Source organism: Acinetobacter sp. G18 (genome assembly GCF_052660225.1).
On record NZ_CP109658.1, the window covers coordinates 728,321 to 751,155 of the forward strand.

A 22,835-nucleotide genomic window follows, 5' to 3' on the forward strand; every position below is an offset into this window, starting at 1 on the left:
AATCTGTGACAGTTTAGGTGAGCGGCATGTTTGCCTAAACTAAAATTTATAATTATTAATTGTGCCTATTTCTATATAAAAATTGCCAAATTCTATTGGCGTGTTGCATCAGTTTCTTGATCTAAATATACATGTACTAAGAAATAATAACTGGCTTAAAGCTGTTATTTCGTTCTTCAATTCTAAAGGATGGTAACAATGAATACCCCAGCATCAAATGATAAAAATCCGACCCCAGATTTGGCAGAAGATAATGCATTCTTCCCATCACCATACTCACTAAGCCAATATACTTCGCCTAAAACAGATTACGACGGTACGACTTACCCAACGCCGTATACAGGTAATAAAAAGGTCTTAATGATTGCAACCGATGAGCGTTATATCCAGATGCAAAACGGTAAGTTTTTTTCTACCGGAAACCATCCAGTAGAAATGCTTTTGCCGATGTTTCATTTAGATAATGCTGGTTTTGAAATTGACGTTGCGACACTTTCCGGTAATCCCACCAAACTTGAAATGTGGGCAATGCCAAAGCAAGAACAGGTGGTATTAGATACTTTTCATAAATATGCAGATAAATTAAAAAATCCGCTAAAACTTGCCGATATTTTAGAAAATGCAGTGGGGGAAAACTCACCATACGCAGCTGTATTTATTCCGGGTGGGCATGGGGTTTTAGCTAAGATTCCACATAGCTTGGATGTCAAAAAAGTTCTGAAATGGGCAGTTGAACAAGACAAATTTATTATTACTTTATGTCATGGTCCAGCTTCGTTATTGGCTGCGGCAGTAGATGAACAACCTGAGAATTATATTTTTAAAGATTATCAAATTTGTGTATTCCCTGATTCATTAGATAAGGGGGCAAATATTGATATCGGTTATATGCCGGGAGCTTTACCGTGGTTAGTCGGTGAGAACCTTGAAAAACTCGGTGTGAAGATTTTGAACACTGGCATTACAGGACAATGTAATAGAGACCGTAAATTGCTAACAGGCGATAGTCCGCTTGCTTCTAATAATTTAGGAAAACTTGCAGCTGAAACGTTGCTAGCTGAAGTGAAGGATTAAACATATTGGTTAAAAAAATAGGGCTTTTATTAAGTCCTATTTTTTTTATAATAAATAATGTATCAGGTGTAAATTTTAAAATGATAAATTATGCAAAATCAGCATAATAAGTAAGAAATAGGAGAATATTAAAATGATAAAAATAGAAGATATAAATCTACTTGGGCAAGGGTATAAGTTGGTATTTGATTTAAGATCATCTTCTTCAATCTTGATGGATAAAAATTATATCAAAAATATACAGAAAACTACGTTGGATAAGGGAACAACTATGGGGCTTAAGGGTGACAAAGGTTTATATGCAACAGCTGAATGGTGGGAAAATATCAGAAATGGCAATATAGAAACTTATTGTGTAAAAGGAGTAATAGTTGAGATTAATGAAGAAAATCCTTTTATAGAGGGGAATATAATGATTACAATTAAAGTAAATGGAACGAATAAAGAAATTTTTCAAGATATAGTTTTTACTAATGAAAGAGAAAAAATTATTAGTGAAGAGCTTTACAAAGCTGGAAATGAGATAGTATCCATTTATATTCTTGATAAATTAAAAGAGGAAGATACTTGTAATTGGGTAGTAGAAGAGATATTGGGCGTTTCTCCATTACTTAATAGAGTTTACATTAAGGATAAAGGTTAAAATTATTTTATGTTAATGGATTGTAGGAGTTTAATATGGGTGAAGATGAAATTAATATTATAGCCTATAATTACGTGGGTTATATTAAATTAAATAAAGATATTATTTTTTCTGCTAATGGTAATGAAAATGATATTATTTATAACCAAAGTGGAGTTAATAGGAGGATTTTTTCGGGATACGTTAGCTTTCCCGAAGTTGAAAAGAACACTTTATTTTATATGAAAGCTTTTTTACTTACTCTTACTGTAGATATACCTTGTAAGGAAGAAATTCATTCTTTAATTAAAATATTTTCATATTGTAAAAACTACTCTTCATTAATTGAAAAATTATCATTAGGGCTAAAATCTAACTCAAAAGGTCTTGTTTTTAATGGGCTTAAAGAAATAATAGGTGTTTTTTACTTGTTGGAAAAAATTGATGACTTGTTTTTCTATGATGGAAGAGAGAAAGCATACAATAATTTTTTAAAAAATCATAGATAAGTTAGATCGTTATAAAATATAAAATGGATAAAGATTAAATAAAATGATAGAGAATTGTGCGTTGATTGATCAAGGATATAAATTGATTTTTGATTTAAAAATATGGTTGGAAAAAAATGGGAAAGATGAGATTAGGTCTACACATGCTTTGACTCTGGATAGTACTACTAATAGTGGTTTAAGTGGAGTGTATGGTTTATATGGAACAAGTGAGTGGTGGGATAATATTAAAAAAGGTAATATAGAAACATATATTGTAAGTGGTGTAATAGCTGATCTTAGTAAGGGAAATGTTTTTGTGGATGATGGTGCAATGATAACTATTATTTCAGATAATAATCAAGATGATATATATGAAGGAGTAGTCTTTACGAATGAAAAGTTGAAGAGACAGTATAGTCATCTTTATTCTATAGGAAATAAAATAGTTGTTTTATATATATTGGATGAGTTAAAGGATAAAGATACTTGGAACCCTTTAATACAAAGTAAATTGGGTGTTTTGCCTATAACAAATAAAATTTATATTAAAGGTTGATGTTCTTTGATTTATTGGTAAATAGGGTGCTTTATAAACTAAGCGCCCTATTTTTATTTAAATATAGTAATGACTTATAAATTAGTGAATTTTAATTCAATCTTATAAAAATATATCTAAAAATAAAGCGATATAAAAACTACACACTTTGATCTTTTGTTGACCAACTCAACTGTTCTTTGTATAAAAAATGTTCTGTATATGTTTTTATTTTTAGTAACTATGAGGTGAATGTAAATGTTTAAATTAATCAATGTATTGAAATTTTTTTGTTTAGCTTTTTTAGGAGTTTTTATACTTTCTGGATGTGAAACAGAAGAAAAAATCAATAGTAATTCAAGCTCTATAGTCTCATACAATGAAGATTTCACAAAAAATCAAGCTCAACTTATCAATAAAAATATGTCAGAACAAAAAACAATTAGTAAGACATCGCAATAGTAAAGATTATAAAATGAGGAAACTTAATTTTTATAACATAAAGCTTTTATTTCTTATCTATTTAATATTGATTTTTAGAACTGCTTATGGGGCTCCAGACATTGTGGCACAAAACTATGCTGCTGCGAACTCTTCTAGTATCCAGTCTTGTACATCAGGATATGAGGTTTTAAGTGGAGATATTACATATAAGCAACCTCTTATTTCAGGGAAATTACCTTATGTATTTAATTATAAAGCACCATTGAGACTTAACGTGGCTGCAGCACAAGATTTTGCGCAACCAGAAAATAGTACATTGGGATGGTATGATAATTATCAATCATCTATTATAGTTCAGGATATATCCGTTAAAACAACTCAGTATACTAGTTCAAGATTGTACTATAAATCTTATGATTCTCAGTACTTTACTATGGAAACGTCTAATCCGGTAACTACAACATTTAATGCCAAAATAATATTTGTACGATTGCCTGGTGAAGCTGTTACTCAAATATTTAAAGAAGAAAATGGTAAGTTTAGTAGATTGTATAGTGCAGATCCTATACAAGAATTAAATAAAAAAGCTATTCAAAATATTATCTGGGATTACAGGCTGGCAATGGGGAGCATCAGGCAATGCAAGTTACACTCAAAGTTATAATAATGATGGATCTATAGCGAGTTTAACGAATAAAGATAATGCATCAGCAATCAATTATTCATTAACTTTTGGGTACGATAAAGATGGTCGTATTACTCTCGTTACCCGTAATAATGGAACCAAGGATGCTTATCCTATGATGTTGTAGATCGTTTACTTAGTGAAAGCCGTACCACAGGTACAGCAGCGACTTATAGTATTAGCTATACCTATGACAAAAATGGAAATCGTTTAACTTTAAATGCTACTGGACAACACATGCAGCCTGCTGCTAGTGCTGCCTATAGCTATACAGCTAATACAAATAAGCTCGCAAGTTTTACAAAAGGAGGTGTAGCGCAGACTTTTAGTCATACTGCTAACAGTGAGCTAAGTTATGGTACTTATTTACCGACTTACGATAATGCAGGCCGCCGTAAAGTAGACCGAGCAAGCACAGATTACTATTACATGAACTACAACCATAAAAATGAACGTAGTTTTAGAGATAAAGTCATTAATGGTGCTGTGTCTACAATGACTCAATACATCTACGATGAACAAAGTCATTTAATTGGAGAATATGACAAAACTGGAGCGCTTGTAGAATATGTATGGATGGGTGACAAACCAGTAGCCGCGATTTATGGAAGTGGTGCTGCAACTAAGGTCTATTACATTGTTACAGACCATTTAAACACTCCAAGACGTTTAGTTGATGGCGTGACATACAGTAGTGTGGAGTTGGGATTCGACAGCCTTTGGTGTAGGTAACCCGACAGGATCAATCACGTTTAACTTACCTTTCCCAGGTCAATATTATGATGTGGGCATTAATCAGTTCTATAACCACAACCGTTTCTATAATCCAGAACTTGGCCGTTATATGGAACCAGACCCGATTGGATTAGAGGGAGGCTTGAATCCGTATGCATATGCGGGTAGTAACCCAGTGATGAATGTAGATCCGAGTGGATTGTCACTTAGACAAATGAATGATTTTGGTTTGTCCATGACCAGAGGGTCTGATTATTCATTAGATAGTATGATCATAAATCAGCAAATTAATCAGTTTAATAATCTGCAAACATTAAATATTGGATATGGACCAAATTATACTTCAGTAAGCTATGACAATTCTTATCAGAATATGTGGGCTGCTACTTATTCTATTTCAGTTGGTGCGAATACCACCCCTATATTAGGAATAGGAGGGCAAACAGGTACTTACTTTACAACAGGTGATAAAGGCTCTATCTGGGAAGGAGGGGATATTGGAGTTTTTGGTACAGGATCAAAAACAGTGGGTTTGGGCGCGGGTATAGGCATAGGTATTGATTACTGGAAAGGTGGTCGTAATAATTTTGATGGCAAAGCGATAACAAATACTTTATGTTTTGCTGTTGTATGTGGAGCTGTACATACTGATACATCTAGAAAGTATGCAGGTTGGGGCTTTTCTATAGGAGGTGATAGTGGAGGTGGTGCAGCTCCAGGTGCTTCATTTACACACTCCACTGATTATACTAAGTCATTGACGATAAGAGACCTGATTCAATTATTAAATAAGAAAGGGAATAAATAAATGGAAATGCAATCTGTTGATGAAAAAATGCAGCAATACTTTCGCTTAATGCGTTTACGTAGAAACTTTGTATTATCAGTATTGGTCATCCCAACAGTTCTCATTATTGTATTGCTGCTGGTGGGAGCGGAAGAAAAATATCTATCTATCTATCTTCCGATTATTATTATTCCTATCATATTGTTTTCTATGTTCAGACTATTAGCTAACGATATATGCCCCTGGTGCAAATCTGGTTTTTTTATAAGTAATATGGGATCGTTTGGTAATGGGATAAAGTTAGTTTTTAGAAAAAATTGTTCTCATTGCGGAATGCCATACAAAAGCACAAAAGACCAAAATATGGATGATGCTTAACGTGTAAGATAACAACAAGCATAGGTTGGGGCATACTCAGCCTATTGCCATATATCTCTATCTTTTTAAAAATATGGCTGTATTGCCAAAAGTAAATTTAAGGAATATTGAAAAATTTATAGAAGATATAATTGATACTCCTTATCTATTATCTTTTTCTACAAAAAGATAAATGTTCATTATTATCTTATATATGGTCTTCAAGTAAACTATTTATATTATATGTGCGCCCTGCGGGACTCGAACCCACGTCGGTCGCTTAGGAGGCAACTGCTCTATCCAGTTAAGCTAAGGGCGCATAATTTTATGATTATAAACAAAAAAGCTATTGCCAAGGCAATGGCTTTTTTCATGTTTTAGGTATTAAAAATTTTGCCATAGTGGCTAATAAAAAGTTAAACCATTCAAAGGTTTTACAATGGTTTATGTCTTATATAAAAAATAGAGTTTATAAAGCTAAAAAATCACAAAAAATTCATGTTTGTCTTTCTATGATCTGAAGCAAAACACGAAAACATTCAAGGCAGCAATCGGATAAGTGAAGCTATTTCCGAAAGGTTGTTTGTTAAAGAATCAGATTTGGTTACAGCATAATTTAAAAGGGTATAGCATGAAAAAAATTGATGAACAGGACTTATCTAGAATTATTGAAATGGCATGGGAAGATCGAACTCCATTTGAAGCAATTGAGCGAGAGTATGGTTTATGTGAAAGTGAAGTTATTCGTTTAATGAGATACAACTTAAAATCGAGCAGTTTTAAACTCTGGCGCAAGCGTATGGCAGGGCGTAAAACCAAGCATCAGCAATTACGTTCACCAGAAGTTGAACGAGCTTACTGTTCTCGTCAGTATAAATATGCGTAAGACTATCAAATATAATCAATAGAAATACAACTGATTCAACAATGAAGAGTAGTGTTGAATCAGTGAAAAAAATCGCGTGAAATATTTACTTATTTGAGCGAGCCTGTCGTTTACATCTTTCAGAGCAATATTTTACTTCTTCCCAGCTACGCTCCCATTTCTTTCGCCAGTCAAAAGGGCGTTGACAATAGACACATATTTTCTGGGGTAGATGCTGTTTTTTCATGATCTTAAAGCTCATCAAGTTGATGAATAAGTAACTTTGCATGCTGCATGACAGAAGCTTTATCTTTCATACGATCAAGGTTTTTGTAGACCATAGCCATTCTGGGATTTTGACGAAATATGGCCTCATGCTGGCTCATAAAATACCAATACAAGCTGTTAAATGGACAACTGTCTGGTTCAGTTTTTGTTTTGACGTTATATGTACAGTGCTGACAATAATTTGACATTTTATGTATGTAATTACCCGATGCAGCATAGGGTTTACTTGCCATGATGCCACCATCTGCATACATAGCCATGCCTAATGTATTCGGTAATTCGACCCATTCATAAGCATCTACATAGACAGCTAAATACCATTCGCAAATTTCTGATGGATTTACACCTGCTAAAAGCGCAAAGTTACCTGTAATCATTAAACGCTGAATATGGTGAGCATAGCCATGTTCAAAGGTATTTCTGAAACACTCGGCCATACATGTCATTTTTGTATCACCCGTCCAGTAATATTGTGGCAGCGGCGTGCTGGCATGAAGGGTATTTTGATCGCTATAGTTAGGCATAGATAACCAATAGATTCCACGCACATATTCTCGCCATCCTAATATCTGACGAATAAATCCTTCTACTGCATTTAAGGGGGCCTGTCCGTTGTAATAGGCTGTTTGAGCAGCGTCACACACCTCTTGTGGCAATAATAATCCACAATTTAAATAAGGCGAGAGCAGACTATGAAATATAAAATCTGAACCATAAACCATGGCATCTTGATAATCGCCAAAGTGGGGTAGGTTGTTAGAAATAAAATGGTCTAAAGCAAGTAAGGCATTTTGACGGGTTGTTGCCCATAGAAAGGAATTGAGATTGCCGATATGTTGAGAAAATTCTTTCTTGACTAGTTGAATAACATCTATATCAATTTGATCATGCTCAAAGGTTAATTTTGGTGGCAAAGGTGGGTCGCCTGACCATGCTTTTCGATTGGCTTGATCAAAGTTCCATTGCCCGCCTACAGGTTGTTGGTCATGCATTAAATAGTGAGTTTGCTTGCGCATTTCTCGGTAAAAGTATTCCATTCTTAGTGTTTTATATTTGTTTGCCCATTGTTTGAATTGTTCTATGGTACAAAAGAAGCGATCATCTTCTAAACAAATAACAGGTAGTTTTAGTGAGTTAGCCCATGAACTTTCGATTTCATGCTGTAAGCGATACTCACCACATTGGGTAACGACGAGAGTATTTGCCGAGAAGTGTTGCTGCTGCAAAGCAATAAAGTCGACTAACTTTTTTATATGACTTTCGCGCTTAAATGTGTGATAACGGATTTTCCAGCCCTGTGCTTTTAATTCTTTTGCAAAGTGTCGCATTGCACTAAAAATCAGCGCTATTTTTTGTGGATGATGAGCAACATAAGATGTTTCCTCAAGTACTTCAGCCATCAAAATAATGTCTTCATTCCGGTTTAAATACTTGAGCGTTGCGAGTTGGTGATTTAATTGATCACCCAGAATTAAACCAAATCGCATATTTTTGCTTCATGAGATGGAACTAAAACTAGTCTAAGTTTTCAGAGATCAATTTTATGTGAAGCAGTGCTTCTAAGTTTATTATTAGTCACTTAGCTATAAAGTCATAGATATAACTTAAAAACATAGAATGCGTGAATAAAATGTGATTTTAATCAAAAAGATACAAATTAAATAAATTGAAGGTGTTTGCCAATATGCGTAAGATTTTTGAAAAATATGTTTTAAGTCTGATCCTTTTGAAGGAGCTATAGAGGCCGTCGGAAGGTTCTTCACTCGAGTATATAAATGGATACCAACAACCTTCCTATTGCTTATATTTTTCAGCAGCAACAACTTTTGGTTGATGCGAATTTTAATTTGCCTTGCCTTAAACAGCAGGAACATGATTTACATATACAAGCAGACCCTCAAGTAATAGCAAGAGATTTCCAAGAAGGTGAACCTATACCAAATGGATATCAGTTCATACCTATTCGCCAACTCTTGCAGTATTGGACTAAACCGCAGTTTGAACAGGCGAGTCGTGCTTTTCAGTTACTAGAGTGGCGTCGTAATCATCAGTTTTGTAGTCGTTGCGGACATAAAACCCAGCAGCATAAGACTGAATATTCTATGACTTGTCCTGCATGTAATTTTAGTCAATATCCTAGAGTTAACCCTTGTGTGATTACTATTATTACACGTGGAGAGAACGAGATTTTGCTGGCCAAAAATGCCAGAAATACGAGCCAGATGTACAGTTTAATCAGAGGTAGGGGAAACCTTAGAAGATGCTGTGCGACGTGAAACCTTAGAAGAAGTTGGATTGCACATTAAGAGTATTCAGTATTTGGCGAGTCAACCATGGCCATTTCCGAGTAACTTAATGTTGGCCTTTAAAGCTGAATATGAAGCGGGCGAAATTGAAATTCAGGAGAAAGAGCTCAGTGATGCTCAGTTTTTCAAATTTGATGAATTACCTGAAATTCCATTTAAAGGCAGTATTGCGCATGCAATGATTATGCATGTTATTCATGGCACACCTGTCGCTGATGATACGAAACAGTGGCTCTAAATAGACATTCAAATATAGTTTTAATCTTATCGTCTTAAACAAAAAAGCCATTGTCGAGACAATGGCTTTTTTCATGTTTTAAGTACAAGGGTTCAGATTATTGTTCTTTAGCATTAAGTACTTTAAACAAAATAAACATAAGAATAATCCAGATCGGAATCATCATCACAGACTCTTTAAAGCCTTGGCTCCACATGATGTAGAGTACAACAGCAATGAAACCTAAAACCAAATAGTTACTAAATGGTGCCCAAAGTGCAGGGAAGTGAGTTTTTTGACCGAGTTTTTTCATTGCTGATTTAAACTTAAGGTGAGTCATACTGATCATCGCCCAGTTTAATACCAATGCTCCAACTACAATGTACATTAAGTGGCTTAGTGCATTTTCAGGTACAAAGTAATTTAAAAGAACACAGCCAAAAATGAGTAATGCAGACAACAAAACTGCTGGTACAGGTACACCTTGTTTATTTACTTTCTTGAAAATTTTAGGCGCATTACCTTGTTGAGCTAAACCGTAAAGCATACGGCTATTGGCAAACATCCCACTGTTATAAACAGAAAGGGCAGCGGTTAAAATAATAAAGTTAAGTAAGTGTGCAGCCCAACCAATACCCATTTGACTAAAAATCATAACAAATGGACTTTTATCGAGACCGCCAAGGTCTAATTGGTTCCATGGCACTAAAGAAAGTAAAATTGCCAATGACCCGATATAGAAAATCAAGATACGGAAAACAACTTGATTAATTGCTTTTGGAATGGTTTTTTTCGGATCTTTTGCTTCTGCAGCAGCCATACCAATCAGTTCAATACCACCAAAGGCGAACATCAAGAAAGCCAACATGTAGAACAGGCCACTAAAGCCATTTGGAAAGAATCCGCCATGTGTCCAAAGGTTGCTAAATGAAATGCTTGAACCTACATCTGCTGTAAATAGCAAGTAAAGTCCAAAAATAATCATTGAGATAACCGCAACAACTTTAATAATAGCGAGCCAGAATTCGGACTCACCATAAAATTTGACGTTTGTTAGGTTAATTGCCGTAATCACGACAAAGAAAAATAAGACAGACGTCCACGCTGGAATATGAGGCCACCAATAATTAATATATTTGGCTACCGCAGTAAGTTCGCTCATCGCGACCAGAACGTAGAGTATCCAATAATTCCATCCAGCTAAAAATCCGGGAAATTTACCCCAATATTTATAAGCAAAATGGCTGAACGATCCTGCAACAGGTTCTTCAACAATCATTTCTCCCAGGTGGCGCATAATTAAAAAAGCAATTAAGCCACCAATGGCATATCCTAAAATAATGGATGGTCCCGCAGATTGAATCACTTGCGCCGAGCCTAAAAATAATCCGGTACCAATTGCTCCACCCATAGCAATTAATTGGATATGTCGATTTTTTAGTCCTCGTTGCAGTGTAGAAGATTCGTTGGTCAAAGGTCTTCACTCACTATGAATAAGTAAATTATTCTAATAGATGGATTTATTTTAGCCTAGACTACAAATTAACAAGCGGTGACTGAAAAGTAACACTAAAAAATATTTAAAATCATTAACTTGCTTTTAATAATTCAAAAATGATTGAAAAATATTCTAAAAATATATTTTTTGATAGACTCTTTTTTTCATGATTTTGCTTAATTCGGTCATTGCGAGCATGAATCTAAATTCTCAAAATAAGTCTGCGTCAATACGATTGATGTATAAAAGTATAACGCTATCTCTAGATCACAAAACGATTTAAGATGAAGCGGATGACTAAACAAGTCTGTTTGTTTTGAGATATAAAAACACAATAGTAAGGATAACAGTTGATATGAGCTCAGTACCGCAAATTAAAATTCCAGCAACTTACATGCGTGGTGGAACCAGTAAAGGTGTATTTTTTAAACTTGATGATTTGCCGGAAAGAGCTCAGGTGGCAGGTCAAGCAAGAGATCAACTCTTACTACGTGTCATTGGTAGCCCAGACCCTTATGGAAAGCAAATTGATGGAATGGGTGGAGCCACTTCAAGTACGAGTAAAACCGTTATTCTGGCTAAAAGCACACAGCCAGATCATGATGTCGACTATTTGTTTGGGCAGGTTTCAATTGATCAGCCTTTTGTGGACTGGAGCGGTAACTGCGGTAATTTAACTGCTGCGGTTGGCTCATTTGCGATTTCAAATGGTTTGGTTGATGCAGATCGTATTCCAGAAAATGGCCTATGCACGGTTCGAATCTGGCAAAAAAATATTCAGAAAACCATTATTGCACATGTGCCTATTACCAATGGTCAAGTTCAAGAAACCGGTGACTTTGAACTAGATGGGGTGACTTTCCCTGCCGCTGAAGTTCAAATTGAGTTCTTAGATCCTGCCGATGATGGTGAAGAAGGCGGCGATATGTTCCCAACAGGGAATGTTGTTGACCAACTAGATGTTCCTGATATTGGTCGTTTCCAAGCGACATTTATTAATGCAGGTATTCCAACCATTTTTTTAAATGCAGAAGATTTAGGATACCAAGGTACAGAGTTGCAAGATCATATCAATAGTGATGCAACTGCGCTGGCACGTTTTGAAAAAATTCGTGCGTATGGTGCAGTTCAGATGGGTTTAATTAAAGATATTTCAGAAGCAGCTGCGCGTCAGCACACACCAAAAATTGCTTTTGTCTCTAAACCGAAAAACTACACAGCTTCAAGCGGTAAGTCCGTTTCAGAAAACGATGTCGACTTACTGGTACGTGCTTTGTCGATGGGTAAACTGCATCATGCGATGATGGGTACAGCAGCTGTAGCAATTGGTACTGCTGCTGCGATTCCGGGCACATTGGTAAACTTAGCAGCTGGTGGTGGAGAGCGTGAAGCAGTGCGTTTTGGACATCCATCTGGAACATTACGTGTTGGTGCTCAAGCTGAACTTACAAATGGCCAATGGGTGGTAAAAAAAGCCATTATGAGCCGTAGTGCACGTGTCTTAATGGAAGGCTGGGTTCGAGTTCCGGGCGACAGTTTCTAAAAGTTATTTAAATGAAAGAGCCTCTCTACTATAGAGAGGCTCTTTTGCATGTGGCATCCATAACACATCACCCACTTTTTACAATGAATCGTGTATGATGTAGTACACGAATGTTTCATAACATTTAATAAAATTTCTCTACTGATTTTACGAGGCGACTGTGTCATCACTCTCTCAAGTTAATGCGGATGTTTTAAAACAAGCTCAACAACGTATTCAACAAGATTTATTGACAACACTCGCTGCATTTTCAATTCCTGAACCTTTAAAAAACGCAGTACACCATGCCGTTATGCTTGGTGGAAAACGTGTTCGTCCAGCTTTATGCTACGCCACAGCTTCTTTACAAGATAATCCAAATTTTGCTGCCGCTCGCCGTGCTGCAGTTGCAGTTGAACTTATTCATTGTTACTCGCTAGCGCATGATGACTTGCCTTGTATGGACAATGACTTGCTTCGTCGTGGTCAGCCAACGTGTCATGTAGCATTTGGTGAAGATACCGCTTTACTTGCAGGCGATATTTTACAGTCGATGGCTTTTGAGGTTTTAGGGAGTCGTTTGTTTGATGAGCAAGGGCAGGGAACTGATGCTGCAATTGTATTAAAGCAAATTCAAATTTTAGCAACAGCCAGCTCTAAAATGGTTTGTGGACAGGTTTTAGACCTACAAGCTGAAGCTAAACAAATTTCTCAAGATGAATTAGAAAATATCCATCGTAATAAAACGGGAGCGCTTATTCAGGCGGCTATTATGATGGGGGCAGTGACACTTTTCTCTGGAACGGATCAGGCAATTTCAAAATTGCGCCAGTATGGACAAGCGATTGGACTGGCTTTTCAGGTGCAAGATGATATTTTGGACATTACCTCAAGCACTGAAACTTTAGGTAAAACTGCGGGTAAGGATGAACAAGTACAAAAGTCGACTTATCCTGCTTTAATGGGACTTGAGCAAGCACAGGTTTATGCAAAAGAGTTGCATGACCAAGCTTTTGAAGCTTTAGCGCATTTTGGTGAAAATGCAAAAGAATTAGTTGAGATTTCACAATTCCTTTTAGCCCGTACCAACTAATATAAAATCAAATTAATAATCCTGCTTGTATTCATATTCAATGAATAAAGGAGATAAGAATGAATGGTGATCAGCTCCATCAAGTTGCAATAGAGATTGCGTGTAATCTTCCTTTTAGTGAGCAAAGCCAACCCTTTGGACCAGAATGTGACGTCTTTAAAATTTTAGAAAAGGTGTTTTTATTAGTAGGGGAAGGAACGGGCACAAAAATGATTACTGTTAAATGTGATCCATATAAAAGTCAGGAATATCAGGAGCTTTATCCTTTTATTATTCCGGGGTATCACATGAATAAAAAACACTGGATCTCTATTACTCCGCATAAAAACCTAACTCGTGATTTACTTCAAGATTTGATTCGAGATTCTTATGACTTAGTCGTAAAAAAGCTACCTTTGAAAGATCAAAAAAGATTAAACAACCAATAATACTCAATATAAAAACGGCGACTTGATGGTCGCCGTTTTTATTTCAATGATTTATTGAAAGCAAAGAAATTAATTATGCTTTCCCATAATGCCACGGATTGTATTTAAAACATCGGCAGGTAACACAACAGTTTTGGCATTGCTCGATTTAGCTATGTCTTGCATTGCTTTAACGTACTGTTCACCTAATAGGTAAGCGACAGGTGTTTCTTTATCACCGACTGCGCTTGTTACCATTTCAATCGCTTTTTGAGATGCTTCTGCTAAGACAACTTGTGCTTCTGCATCACGGCGAGATGCTTCTAAACGACCATCTGCTTCTAAAATAGCAGCTTGTTTTTCACCGTCAGCTCTAGTCACTGTAGCACGACGTTGACGTTCAGCAGCAGCTTGAGCTTCCATAGCAGCTTGCATGGTTGAAGATGGCTGAATGTCTTGAATTTCTACAGTTTTTAAAGTGATACCCCAATCCGAAATATCATCAGAGATTGCAGCTTTGAGCTTCGCTTTAATGTGATCTCGTGAAGACAGTGCATCATCTAGATCCATTTCACCAACAATAGAACGTAATGAAGTCTGTACAAGGTTTTGAATGGCCCATGTATAGTTTTCAATACCGTACACTGCTTTTTCAGGGGTTGTTAAATTGATATACGCTACTGCATTCATAAGCAATACAGCATTGTCACGGGTAATCACTTCTTGAGATGGAATATCCAGCACAATATCTTTAGTGGTGACTTTATATGCCACTTCGTCAATATAAGGAATAACGAAGTTAAGCCCTGGATTAAGCGTAGAATGATATTTGCCTAAACGCTGAACAATCCATTTATAACCTTGAGGAACAATACGTACCCCTTTAAAAATGGTAACTGCGACAAAAGCCAAAAAGGCTAAAACAATAATGGTACCAACTGGCATGAAAATAACCTCTCTTTATCTTTAATGTTTATGAAGTACTGTGGGGCTGAACAATTAAGTCATTACCCGAAATATCAATGACTCGAACTCGATCACCGACTTTCACAGGGGTGGTGCTTCGACAGTTCCATTCATCTGCCCCTAAAATAGGCATTGGGAAACGAACAATAATTTGGTCATGAGCGAGTTCGGTTTGAATCACCATACCAATTTGCCCAATGGTGGCTTCACGAGGTAAACCCGCTTTAGTTTTATCAATCGACAATGGTTTAATAAATTTGAACCAAAGAATAGTGCACAGCACCGATAAAATAATCCACAATACAATTTGTGTTGTGAGGCTAATATCTGGAAATAGCCAATAGAGAAAGCAAACCATAATGGCTGCAATACCAAACCAGAGAGCGGCAAAAGCAGGGATAATCAGCTCAGAAAGAATAAGTAAGATACCCAATACAAACCAGTGCCAAGGTTCTACAACAAACTCCATAGATCTGCTCTTTTATATATCTTTATGATGGGTAAAAGTGATCTCATATCACTTTTACCACTGTAGCAGATGATGGTAGGTGTGGATAGAAAAAAACCACCTCAATTAAAATTTAGGACGTGGTGCTGGCTTAAATGCGGCAGGAGATTTTTTGAAATTCGCAATTGCAGTTTCAATTTGACGAATTTGACCTTGAGCAGCTTTCTCACCCTCTAAAATAGCTTCATTGCTTGATTTTAAATCGAGTGTACCTAGGTGTCCGACTTTAGGTTGGATGACTACGTTTGCTAGCTTTAACTCTTCATTAATACTTTGTTGACCCATAATATTAATGGTTTGATCAAGCAATCCCCACATATTCGCTGGGCGATTCCCTGCCGGACGTGCTGAAATATCAACCGCAATCACGATATCTGCACCCATATCACGTGCTGTTTTTACAGGAATTGGGCTAACTAATCCGCCATCTACGTACTTTTGATTGCCAATAGTAGCAGGTACAAATACGTTTGGAATACTACAAGACGCGCGTACGGCTTGACCTGCATTACCTTTAATGAAGTCAGCTTTTTGACCATTATCAAGACGGGTTGCTACTGCTGCAAAACGAATTGGGAACTTCTCAATCGGCTTGTTGCCAACGTTACGGTTCACATAGTCTTGTAGCTTTTGCCCAAGAATAATACCTTGGCGATTAAGCGTTAAATCACGAATATCAGATTCTTGCAGTTTAAGTGCAAGATTTTGGAGCTGATAAGGTGTTTGTCCGCTGGCATAGATACTTCCTACGAAACTGCCGGCACTTGTACCTGTAACAATTTTAGGCTTAATACCATGTGATTCTAAAACCTTGATAACACCAATATGTGAAAATCCTTTTGCTCCACCGCCACCTAAGGCAAGTGCGATTACTGGTTCGCGTGCTTTAACTGAAGTGGTGGGTGTTGGTGTTTTGCTGAACTTATCACAGCCGAATAGGGCTAAAGAGATAAATCCGATACTGGCAAATTGAGCAATTTTCATCTTTAAAAAAACAATCTATGGCAAGATAAATTAAGATGGCTCATCAGACCAGATTCGTTCAATTTTTGCTAGGTTTTTTTCACAAGATTTTGTAAAGGCTCCGCAAGCCAATTACGATTTTTCGGTGATATTTTTCCTTTATAACGCTCAAAAATCTTTTGTAGATCTTCATCATAGTTGCCACTTGGATTTAAGTGTCCTATGCAGTGAATAGTTTTACGATCATAATCAAAAGAAAACATCACAATCGGAATATTGGCTTTTGCAGCAATATGATAAAAACCACTCTTCATTTTTTTTGCTTTCTTACGTGTGCCTTCAGGTGCCATGCCAATCCAGATTTTGTCATAGTCTTGAATCGTGGCTACTACTTGTTCCGTCAGTCCATTGGCTGAGTCACGTTTTACAGGAATAACACCTGCCCAATCTAGAGCGCGTTTAAACAGTGGCTTAAATAGACTGTCTTTGCCCAGTACCGTAATTTGAATACCCAATCCAAAAATGGCAAGAAAACCATACCAGCCATCAATATTAGATGTATGGGGAGAAATAATAGCTACTGCTTTAGGAAAGTTGGGTACTTCACCTTCTATAGTCCAACCTTGAGCCAAAAAAAGTTTCTTAAATAATGCTCGACTTAAAGCATTACCACGTTGAGGTACCTCTGGAGGGAGGGTAGGGAAATGTTGTTCCATATTTTTAAGTTTTAAATCATCCTTTGTTTTATCTTAATCTTTTGAAATCTGTGCTTCATTGGCAAAATGTAAGACCACGCATGGTATTTCATGTGATTACCGCACAAACAAATAAAAGTAGGTATATATGTTTCGACAGCAAAATCTTTACCTTTTGCTATTTTCTCTATATTGGGCACAAGGTTTGCCAGTTGGTTTTATGACACATGCTTTGCCTGTCATATTAAGAGCTCAAGGTGTATCACTTGCCCATATTGGTGGTTTTGGGCTGCTCATGTTGCCTTGGTCAATCAAAATATTTTGGGCACCGTGTGTAGATCGACATGCGATTTCACGCTTAGGACATTATCGAAGCTGGATTTTACCTACTCAGCTTTTGACGGTGGCCGTACTTTGTGTTTTATCTTTCTTCCCCATTCAAGCCTTAGATCAGCCGCTGTACTTATTTATATTTTTCATTGCTCTGTTATTTATGAACTTAACAGGCGCAACGCAAGATATTGCTACCGATGCTTTAGCTGTCAATTTATTGCAACATGATCAGCAGCATTGGGGAAATACTTTTCAAGTGGTAGGTTCTCGGCTTGGTTTTATCGTGGGTGGGGGAGCTGTGCTGTGGTGTTTAGACTGGTTGTCATGGCAGCCGACATTTTTATTATTAGCTGCTTTAGTCTTTATCAATACTCTACCAGTTTTACTATTTAAAGAACCTCTTCATAGTTCTCATTCTACTAATGAATCTAGCCAGCCAAATTTAGTCACCAAAATTAAGGCTTATTTTAGTTATTTTTCTCAAAATAAAGAACTTAGATCTTGGTTAATGGTACTTATCACTTTTAAAGTGGCCGATGGCTTAGCTGGGCCGTTACTCAAACCCTTAATGGTAGATATAGGACTAAGTTTTACCCAAATTGGTGTTTACATCACTATGCTAGGTGCTGTAGCTGCTTTAGTGGGTGCATTTATTGCGGGTTGGGTGTTAAAGCACTTTTCTAGACCAACTACATTAATTAGTTTTTCAATATTAAAAATCATGAGTTTAGGTGCTTATGTTTATTTGGCTTATGCTTACGAGCAAAAGATAAAAATAAATGCATGGCTTATCTATACTATAAATGCTTTAGAAGATGCCTTTGCCGCCATGCTACTGGTTGTAATGTTAACCTTAGTCATGCATTACAGCCGAAAGAACTATGCTGGCACCGATTTTACTTTTCAGGTTTCGGTCATGGCGACCGTAAGTGGTGGGCTTTATACTTTGAGTGGTGTTATTGGAGATGTATTTGGTTATTTCCATTATTTGATAGCTATTGTCACTATTGCTGTACTATTTTTAATTCCTATTTACGTATGGAAAGCAACAAAAACTGTATAAAAAATGACATTAAGTCGATGAAATAAAGAGACTTAAATCAGCTTAAGTTATGTTAAAAAATGGCGGTTATGTATTTAGTCATTCTTTTAAAAATGTATATTTTTAGCTATTCAAATGGCTTATTAATTGTGCCATCTTGTTTGAGTAGCAATTGGAAGCTAGATGGAGAAAAGGGATGCGGATAACAAGAAAAATCATGTGAATCAATCGATTTGGATAAGAGAATATTCAATTAGACTGTATATTAGCCTAAAGTCTAAAAAAGAATAATGAAATAATGATTTAATCATTCTATAAGATAAGAGAGTTGTGTAGGATTCGTTACAACATGAAGTTAAGGTAAAAGTTCTGTAAACAAAAAGCTGTTTTGATTTTTTGATTTGGAATTTTTAATCTTACCCAGCGTTAAAATTGGTTTTGATTGCGGTAATAAAATTAATGCAATCAAATTTGGAGAAGAGTTGATTTTTTAGTGCTCAATGGTCACACGAATCAACTTGGCATGGATAAGCGACATAAAATATATTTTTAGGAGTTTTTGATGGATCTATTCCTTAATCGTAAATCGTTTGTTGTTAAAAGTTTAGCTATTACAGTAACAGCTTTAATGATGAGTGGGGCAAATGCGGCAACCTCTGAAAAAGAGGAAATTCAAAAACTTCGTCAAGAAGTTGAAGCATTAAAAGCATTAGTTAAAGAGCAGCGTCAGGTACAACAGCAGCAACAACAAGTACAGCAACAACAGCAAGTACAGTTAGCTGAAGTTAAAGCGCAACCACAACCAGTTGCCGCGCCAGCTTCGCCATTAGCTGGATTTAAATCTAAAGCTGGTGCTGATGTAAACCTTTATGGTTTTGTTCGTGGTGATGCTAACTACATTATCGAAGGTGCAGATAATGACTTTGCTGACGTTAGTAAGACTGATGGTAAAACACACGATAAATTACGTGCGACTGCTAAAACTACACGTCTTGGTTTAGATTTTACTGCTCCAGTAAATGATGCCAAAGTGGGCGGTAAACTCGAAGTTGATTTTGCTGGTTCAACAACAGATTCAAATGGTTCATTGCGGATTCGCCATGCTTACTTAACGTATAATGACTGGTTATTTGGTCAAACGACATCTAACTTCTTATCAAGCCATGCACCAGAAATGATCGATTTCTCGACAAACGTTGGTGGTGGTACTAAACGTGTACCGCAAGTACGCTATGGTTACAAGTTAGGACCAACTACGCAATTGTTTGTTTCTGCTGAAAAAGGCGATAGCACTTCTGCGGCAACTGGCGATAGTATCAAGTATAGCTTACCTGCATTAACTGCTAAAATTACTCAAGGTTATGCAGACGGTAGAGGTTCTGCATCAGCTCGTGCTTTAGTGGAAAATTATAAATCATCACTTGGTGATGATAATAAAACTGGCTGGGGTATTGCTGCGGGTACAGACTTTAAAGTTTCTGATCCTCTAAAACTATTTGCTGATGTTTCATATGTAGTTGGTGATAGTAGCTATTTATACGGTAGTAACGCTGCCTATACATTGGTAAATAACAATATCGAGCAAAATAAATTTGTTGCTGTACAAGTAGGTGGTACTTATAAAATTCTACCTAACTTACGCTCAACTTTAGCATACGGTGCAGAATTTGCTGATGATGGCACGGATTATGCTAAAGCATATACAGCTGGTAATGAAAAAGTTCAGCAAGCGTGGATCAACGTTATCTATTCACCTGTTAAGCCAATTGACTTAGGTCTTGAATATATCAACGGTAAGCGTGATACATTTGCGGGCCAGTCTTACAAAGATAACCGTATTGGTTTAATGGCTAAATATAGCTTCTAATTTTTCAAAGATTTAAGTCTGAAAAAGTCGAGGTTCTAGTTAACCTCGACTTTTTATTTGTAGTTGAGTTAAATAACACTAAGCGCTTAAAAATGGTTTATACCGATCATTCTAGTATTTAAGTCATTTTTAAGTTTCAATTTTTACATTAGAAGATCATAAAAAAGGTCGTAGTAACCAGAGATGCTGAGTTTTTTTTCTAAATTAAGAAATAAGCAGATTTCCCTGTTTATGTTCAACGTCATTATAGCCATTTGGTTAGGAGCAATTCTAAATATTGGTTTTTATAAGAAAGTTCACTTATTAACACCATATTTAGGTATAAAAGCAACCTTATTTTTAGCGGCTACCGTAGTGATTGTTGTTGCTACCTATTATGCAGCTTTACAAATTTTAAACTGGAAATGGACAGCCAAATTTTTTGCCATTTTGTTGGTATTTATTGGTGGATTTAGCTCATATTTTGTAAATACTTTGGGTGTGATTGTTTCACCTGACCAAATTCAAAATATTGTACAAACAGATGTCTCTGAAGCTACAGATTTACTTTCTTTGCGTTTTGCACTCTGGACTATTTTCTTTGTTGTTTTACCTATATTTTTGATTACTCAGGTCAAACTCAAATCAGAAAAAATATTTCCACTTTTACTTAAAAAAGTACTTTCAATTGCTCTTGCATTTGCGGTCGTAGGTGGTTTGCTGTTTACTTATTATGTCGATTTTGCAGCAATATTTAGAGAGCATCGTGACTTAAAAGGAATGATATCACCTCAGAATACCATTTCTTCGGTCATGTCTTATTACCGTAAAAAAGCACCTAAGAAAAATCTTCCACTTGTGAAATATGGTGAAGATGCTCATCAAGTGCAACAAACTCAGAAAGATTTACCCAAGCTTATGGTGCTTGTAGTGGGTGAAACCGCACGTGCTGAAAGCTTCTCGCTTAATGGTTATGCCAAAAATACAAATCCAGAGCTTTCTAAACAAGATATTTTAAACTTTTCACAAGTGACATCCTGTGGTACGGCAACAGCAGTTTCTGTGCCATGTATGTTCTCTGGTATGTCACGTGCTGATTATGATGAGCAGTTAGCGGGTCATCGCGAAGGATTACTGGATATTGCTAAACGTGCAGGCTATCAAGTGACTTGGATTGATAATAACTCAGGTTGTAAAGGTGCATGCGATCGCGTTGAACAATATCAAATTCCAGAAGAGTTAAAGCAAAAGTGGTGTAAAGATGATGAATGTCTTGATGGCATTCTGGTTGATAGCTTAAAACAGTATTTGGCTTCTATTCCAAAAGATGATAAGCGTCCACGTTTAGTTGTATTACATCAGATGGGTAGCCACGGGCCAGCATATTACAAGCGTGCACCTGATGGGTTCCAACCATTTAAACCAACTTGTGATACCAATGCGATACAGGGTTGCTCGCCAGCTGAACTCGTAAATACTTATGATAATACAATCGTATATACAGACCATGTATTGAACCAAATGATTAATACTTTAAAAGAAGTATCGAATTATCAAACAGGTTTCTGGTATTTATCTGATCATGGTGAGTCTACAGGTGAACATGGTATGTATTTACATGGTTCACCATATTCAATCGCACCGAGCCAACAAACGCATATTCCAATGATTATGTGGTTCTCTGATGGTTGGAAACAACATAATCTTGCTCAAGTAAATTGTTTAAACAAACAAACCAAACAAAAGTTAAGTCAGGATAATTTATTCCCAAGTTTGTTAAGTTTGTTGGATGTAAAAACTCAGGTCATCAACCCTCAACTCGACATGTTGCACTCTTGTGCCAATGTAAACTAAAGCGAGCCTAGAACATGACAAAAATCTTGATGATTGAAGATGATTTTATGATTGCAGAGTCAACGACTACGTTGCTGCAATATCATCAATTCGAGGTGGAATGGGTCAATAACGGTTTAGATGGTTTGGCCCAACTGGCAAAGAATAAGTTTGATCTCATTCTTTTAGACTTAGGCTTGCCAATGATGGATGGTATGCAGGTGTTAAAGCAGATCCGTCAAAGAGCAGCAACACCAGTCTTGATTATCTCTGCACGTGACCAGTTGCAAAACCGTGTTGATGGTTTAAATCTGGGAGCAGATGATTATTTAATTAAGCCTTATGAGTTCGATGAGTTACTCGCTCGCATTCATGCATTATTACGCCGTACAGGGGTAGAGGCTCAACTTGCGAGCCAAGATCAACTCTTAGAAAGTGGTGATCTGGTTTTAAATGTTGAACAGCATATTGCAACATTTAAAGGGCAACGTATTGATTTATCAAACCGCGAGTGGGCAATTCTGATTCCGCTTATGAGTCATCCAAATAAAATTTTCTCGAAAGCTAATTTGGAAGATAAGTTATATGATTTTGATAGTGATGTGACTAGCAACACGATTGAAGTATATGTCCATCATTTAAGAGCAAAGTTGGGTAAAGACTTTATTCGAACGATCCGAGGGTTGGGTTACCGTTTAGGTCAATCATAATTTAAGATTTCGG

23 protein-coding genes, 1 tRNA gene and 2 pseudogenes are annotated in these 22,835 nt (G+C 36.4%); 18 read left to right on the forward strand and 8 right to left on the reverse strand.

Annotated elements, in window-relative coordinates:
* Positions 1–198 precede the first annotated feature (198 nt).
* From hchA to NE363_RS03580, 8 genes are all read left to right on the forward strand, one after another.
* Entirely contained in the window at positions 199–1,074 is an 876-nt protein-coding gene (gene hchA / locus NE363_RS03545; RefSeq protein ID WP_445535832.1) for a glyoxalase III HchA, read from the forward strand.
* Between the two features lie 133 nt (positions 1,075–1,207).
* Positions 1,208–1,717, forward strand: a complete 510-nt coding sequence (locus NE363_RS03550; RefSeq protein WP_445535833.1) for a hypothetical protein — start codon at positions 1,208–1,210, stop codon at positions 1,715–1,717.
* Positions 1,718–1,752: 35 nt separating this feature from the next.
* A complete protein-coding gene (locus NE363_RS03555; RefSeq protein WP_445535834.1) occupies positions 1,753–2,205 on the forward strand; it encodes a hypothetical protein in 453 nt (150 codons plus the stop codon).
* Positions 2,206–2,248: 43 nt separating this feature from the next.
* Positions 2,249–2,743 carry a hypothetical protein gene (locus NE363_RS03560; protein ID WP_347914084.1) on the forward strand — a complete coding sequence of 165 codons (495 nt, stop codon included), beginning with the start codon at positions 2,249–2,251 and terminating at the stop codon, positions 2,741–2,743.
* A gap of 358 nt (positions 2,744–3,101) precedes the next feature.
* Positions 3,102–3,830, forward strand: coding sequence for a hypothetical protein (locus NE363_RS03565; RefSeq protein ID WP_445535835.1), 729 nt, complete (start codon positions 3,102–3,104; stop codon positions 3,828–3,830).
* 258 nt (positions 3,831–4,088) lie between these two features.
* Positions 4,089–4,583, forward strand: a complete 495-nt coding sequence (locus tag NE363_RS03570; RefSeq protein ID WP_445535836.1) for a hypothetical protein — start codon at positions 4,089–4,091, stop codon at positions 4,581–4,583.
* On the forward strand, positions 4,546–5,394 hold the full coding sequence (locus NE363_RS03575) for an RHS repeat-associated core domain-containing protein (protein ID WP_445535837.1): 849 nt from the start codon (positions 4,546–4,548) through the stop codon (positions 5,392–5,394). Before NE363_RS03570 ends, NE363_RS03575 begins: the two co-directional genes overlap by 38 nt.
* The gene (locus NE363_RS03580) at positions 5,395–5,751 is read left to right on the forward strand and encodes a hypothetical protein (protein WP_445535838.1); all 357 of its coding nucleotides are present in this window, start codon (positions 5,395–5,397) and stop codon (positions 5,749–5,751) included.
* A gap of 225 nt (positions 5,752–5,976) precedes the next feature.
* Here the strand turns inward: NE363_RS03580 and NE363_RS03585 are convergent.
* A tRNA-Arg gene (locus NE363_RS03585) sits at positions 5,977–6,049 on the reverse strand.
* Positions 6,050–6,361: 312 nt separating this feature from the next.
* Here NE363_RS03585 and NE363_RS03590 point away from each other — a divergent pair.
* On the forward strand, positions 6,362–6,616 hold the full coding sequence (locus tag NE363_RS03590; protein ID WP_134263139.1) for a TIGR03643 family protein: 255 nt from the start codon (positions 6,362–6,364) through the stop codon (positions 6,614–6,616).
* Positions 6,617–6,701: 85 nt separating this feature from the next.
* Here NE363_RS03590 and NE363_RS03595 read toward each other — a convergent pair whose 3' ends face one another.
* On the reverse strand, positions 6,702–6,842 hold the full coding sequence (locus tag NE363_RS03595) for a DUF2256 domain-containing protein (RefSeq protein WP_445535839.1): 141 nt from the start codon (positions 6,840–6,842) through the stop codon (positions 6,702–6,704).
* Positions 6,843–6,846: 4 nt separating this feature from the next.
* Positions 6,847–8,370 carry a cryptochrome/photolyase family protein gene (locus tag NE363_RS03600; protein ID WP_445535840.1) on the reverse strand — a complete coding sequence of 508 codons (1,524 nt, stop codon included), beginning with the start codon at positions 8,368–8,370 and terminating at the stop codon, positions 6,847–6,849.
* 288 nt (positions 8,371–8,658) lie between these two features.
* Between NE363_RS03600 and nudC the strand changes: the two are divergent.
* Positions 8,659–9,427, forward strand: a pseudogene (nudC, locus tag NE363_RS03605) (NAD(+) diphosphatase).
* 97 nt (positions 9,428–9,524) lie between these two features.
* On the opposite strand, the gene NE363_RS03610 reads toward nudC, so the two are convergent.
* Entirely contained in the window at positions 9,525–10,880 is a 1,356-nt protein-coding gene (locus tag NE363_RS03610) for an amino acid permease (RefSeq protein WP_445535841.1), read from the reverse strand.
* Between the two features lie 379 nt (positions 10,881–11,259).
* On the opposite strand from NE363_RS03610, the gene prpF reads away from it, so the two are divergent.
* The 3 genes from prpF to NE363_RS03625 all read left to right on the forward strand — a co-directional run bounded on the left by prpF (position 11,260) and on the right by NE363_RS03625 (position 13,947).
* The gene (prpF, locus tag NE363_RS03615; protein WP_445535842.1) at positions 11,260–12,447 is read left to right on the forward strand and encodes a 2-methylaconitate cis-trans isomerase PrpF; all 1,188 of its coding nucleotides are present in this window, start codon (positions 11,260–11,262) and stop codon (positions 12,445–12,447) included.
* Between the two features lie 160 nt (positions 12,448–12,607).
* A complete protein-coding gene (locus tag NE363_RS03620; RefSeq protein ID WP_445535843.1) occupies positions 12,608–13,519 on the forward strand; it encodes a polyprenyl synthetase family protein in 912 nt (303 codons plus the stop codon).
* Positions 13,520–13,578: 59 nt separating this feature from the next.
* Positions 13,579–13,947: an MmcQ/YjbR family DNA-binding protein gene (locus tag NE363_RS03625; RefSeq protein ID WP_004885440.1), complete on the forward strand. Its 369-nt coding sequence runs from the start codon at positions 13,579–13,581 to the stop codon at positions 13,945–13,947.
* A gap of 69 nt (positions 13,948–14,016) precedes the next feature.
* On the opposite strand, the gene NE363_RS03630 is transcribed toward NE363_RS03625, so the two are convergent.
* The 4 genes from NE363_RS03630 to NE363_RS03645 form a co-directional block, all read right to left on the reverse strand.
* Positions 14,017–14,871, reverse strand: coding sequence for an SPFH domain-containing protein (locus NE363_RS03630; RefSeq protein ID WP_445535844.1), 855 nt, complete (start codon positions 14,869–14,871; stop codon positions 14,017–14,019).
* Between the two features lie 28 nt (positions 14,872–14,899).
* Positions 14,900–15,361, reverse strand: a complete 462-nt coding sequence (locus NE363_RS03635) for an NfeD family protein (RefSeq protein ID WP_004705839.1) — start codon at positions 15,359–15,361, stop codon at positions 14,900–14,902.
* 105 nt (positions 15,362–15,466) lie between these two features.
* On the reverse strand, positions 15,467–16,384 hold the full coding sequence (locus tag NE363_RS03640; protein ID WP_004705841.1) for a patatin-like phospholipase family protein: 918 nt from the start codon (positions 16,382–16,384) through the stop codon (positions 15,467–15,469).
* Positions 16,385–16,452: 68 nt separating this feature from the next.
* Positions 16,453–17,079, reverse strand: coding sequence for a lysophospholipid acyltransferase family protein (locus tag NE363_RS03645; protein WP_445535845.1), 627 nt, complete (start codon positions 17,077–17,079; stop codon positions 16,453–16,455).
* Between the two features lie 127 nt (positions 17,080–17,206).
* On the opposite strand from NE363_RS03645, the gene NE363_RS03650 reads away from it, so the two are divergent.
* The 5 genes and pseudogenes from NE363_RS03650 to NE363_RS03670 all read left to right on the forward strand — a co-directional run bounded on the left by NE363_RS03650 (position 17,207) and on the right by NE363_RS03670 (position 22,822).
* Complete coding sequence (locus NE363_RS03650) at positions 17,207–18,454, forward strand: MFS transporter (protein WP_445535846.1); 1,248 nt, start codon at positions 17,207–17,209, stop codon at positions 18,452–18,454.
* Positions 18,455–18,534: 80 nt separating this feature from the next.
* Positions 18,535–18,724 (forward strand): annotated as a pseudogene (locus tag NE363_RS03655) (hypothetical protein).
* 271 nt (positions 18,725–18,995) lie between these two features.
* Positions 18,996–20,300, forward strand: coding sequence for a DcaP family trimeric outer membrane transporter (locus tag NE363_RS03660; protein ID WP_151789156.1), 1,305 nt, complete (start codon positions 18,996–18,998; stop codon positions 20,298–20,300).
* Positions 20,301–20,483: 183 nt separating this feature from the next.
* Positions 20,484–22,133 carry a phosphoethanolamine transferase gene (locus NE363_RS03665; RefSeq protein ID WP_445535847.1) on the forward strand — a complete coding sequence of 550 codons (1,650 nt, stop codon included), beginning with the start codon at positions 20,484–20,486 and terminating at the stop codon, positions 22,131–22,133.
* Positions 22,134–22,147: 14 nt separating this feature from the next.
* Positions 22,148–22,822, forward strand: coding sequence for a DNA-binding response regulator PmrA (locus NE363_RS03670; RefSeq protein WP_004705846.1), 675 nt, complete (start codon positions 22,148–22,150; stop codon positions 22,820–22,822).
* Positions 22,823–22,835 lie beyond the last annotated feature (13 nt).

Bases quoted from the DNA above. Each gene is read 5' to 3' on its own strand.
- NE363_RS03640 (WP_004705841.1), bottom strand. From the start codon at position 16,384: ATGAAAATTGCTCAATTTGCCAGTATCGGATTTATCTCTTTAGCCCTA.
- NE363_RS03580 (WP_445535838.1), top strand. From the start codon at position 5,395: ATGGAAATGCAATCTGTTGATGAAAAAATGCAGCAATACTTTCGCTTA.
- NE363_RS03630 (WP_445535844.1), bottom strand. From the start codon at position 14,871: ATGCCAGTTGGTACCATTATTGTTTTAGCCTTTTTGGCTTTTGTCGCA.
- NE363_RS03565 (WP_445535835.1), top strand. From the start codon at position 3,102: ATGAAGATTTCACAAAAAATCAAGCTCAACTTATCAATAAAAATATGT.
- NE363_RS03625 (WP_004885440.1), top strand. From the start codon at position 13,579: ATGAATGGTGATCAGCTCCATCAAGTTGCAATAGAGATTGCGTGTAAT.
- NE363_RS03595 (WP_445535839.1), bottom strand. From the start codon at position 6,842: ATGAAAAAACAGCATCTACCCCAGAAAATATGTGTCTATTGTCAACGC.
- NE363_RS03550 (WP_445535833.1), top strand. From the start codon at position 1,208: ATGATAAAAATAGAAGATATAAATCTACTTGGGCAAGGGTATAAGTTG.
- NE363_RS03635 (WP_004705839.1), bottom strand. From the start codon at position 15,361: ATGGAGTTTGTTGTAGAACCTTGGCACTGGTTTGTATTGGGTATCTTA.
- NE363_RS03560 (WP_347914084.1), top strand. From the start codon at position 2,249: ATGATAGAGAATTGTGCGTTGATTGATCAAGGATATAAATTGATTTTT.
- NE363_RS03590 (WP_134263139.1), top strand. From the start codon at position 6,362: ATGAAAAAAATTGATGAACAGGACTTATCTAGAATTATTGAAATGGCA.
- NE363_RS03555 (WP_445535834.1), top strand. From the start codon at position 1,753: ATGGGTGAAGATGAAATTAATATTATAGCCTATAATTACGTGGGTTAT.
- prpF (WP_445535842.1), top strand. From the start codon at position 11,260: ATGAGCTCAGTACCGCAAATTAAAATTCCAGCAACTTACATGCGTGGT.
- NE363_RS03660 (WP_151789156.1), top strand. From the start codon at position 18,996: ATGGATCTATTCCTTAATCGTAAATCGTTTGTTGTTAAAAGTTTAGCT.
- NE363_RS03665 (WP_445535847.1), top strand. From the start codon at position 20,484: ATGCTGAGTTTTTTTTCTAAATTAAGAAATAAGCAGATTTCCCTGTTT.
- NE363_RS03650 (WP_445535846.1), top strand. From the start codon at position 17,207: ATGTTTCGACAGCAAAATCTTTACCTTTTGCTATTTTCTCTATATTGG.
- NE363_RS03645 (WP_445535845.1), bottom strand. From the start codon at position 17,079: ATGGAACAACATTTCCCTACCCTCCCTCCAGAGGTACCTCAACGTGGT.
- NE363_RS03570 (WP_445535836.1), top strand. From the start codon at position 4,089: ATGCAGCCTGCTGCTAGTGCTGCCTATAGCTATACAGCTAATACAAAT.
- NE363_RS03670 (WP_004705846.1), top strand. From the start codon at position 22,148: ATGACAAAAATCTTGATGATTGAAGATGATTTTATGATTGCAGAGTCA.
- hchA (WP_445535832.1), top strand. From the start codon at position 199: ATGAATACCCCAGCATCAAATGATAAAAATCCGACCCCAGATTTGGCA.
- NE363_RS03600 (WP_445535840.1), bottom strand. From the start codon at position 8,370: ATGCGATTTGGTTTAATTCTGGGTGATCAATTAAATCACCAACTCGCA.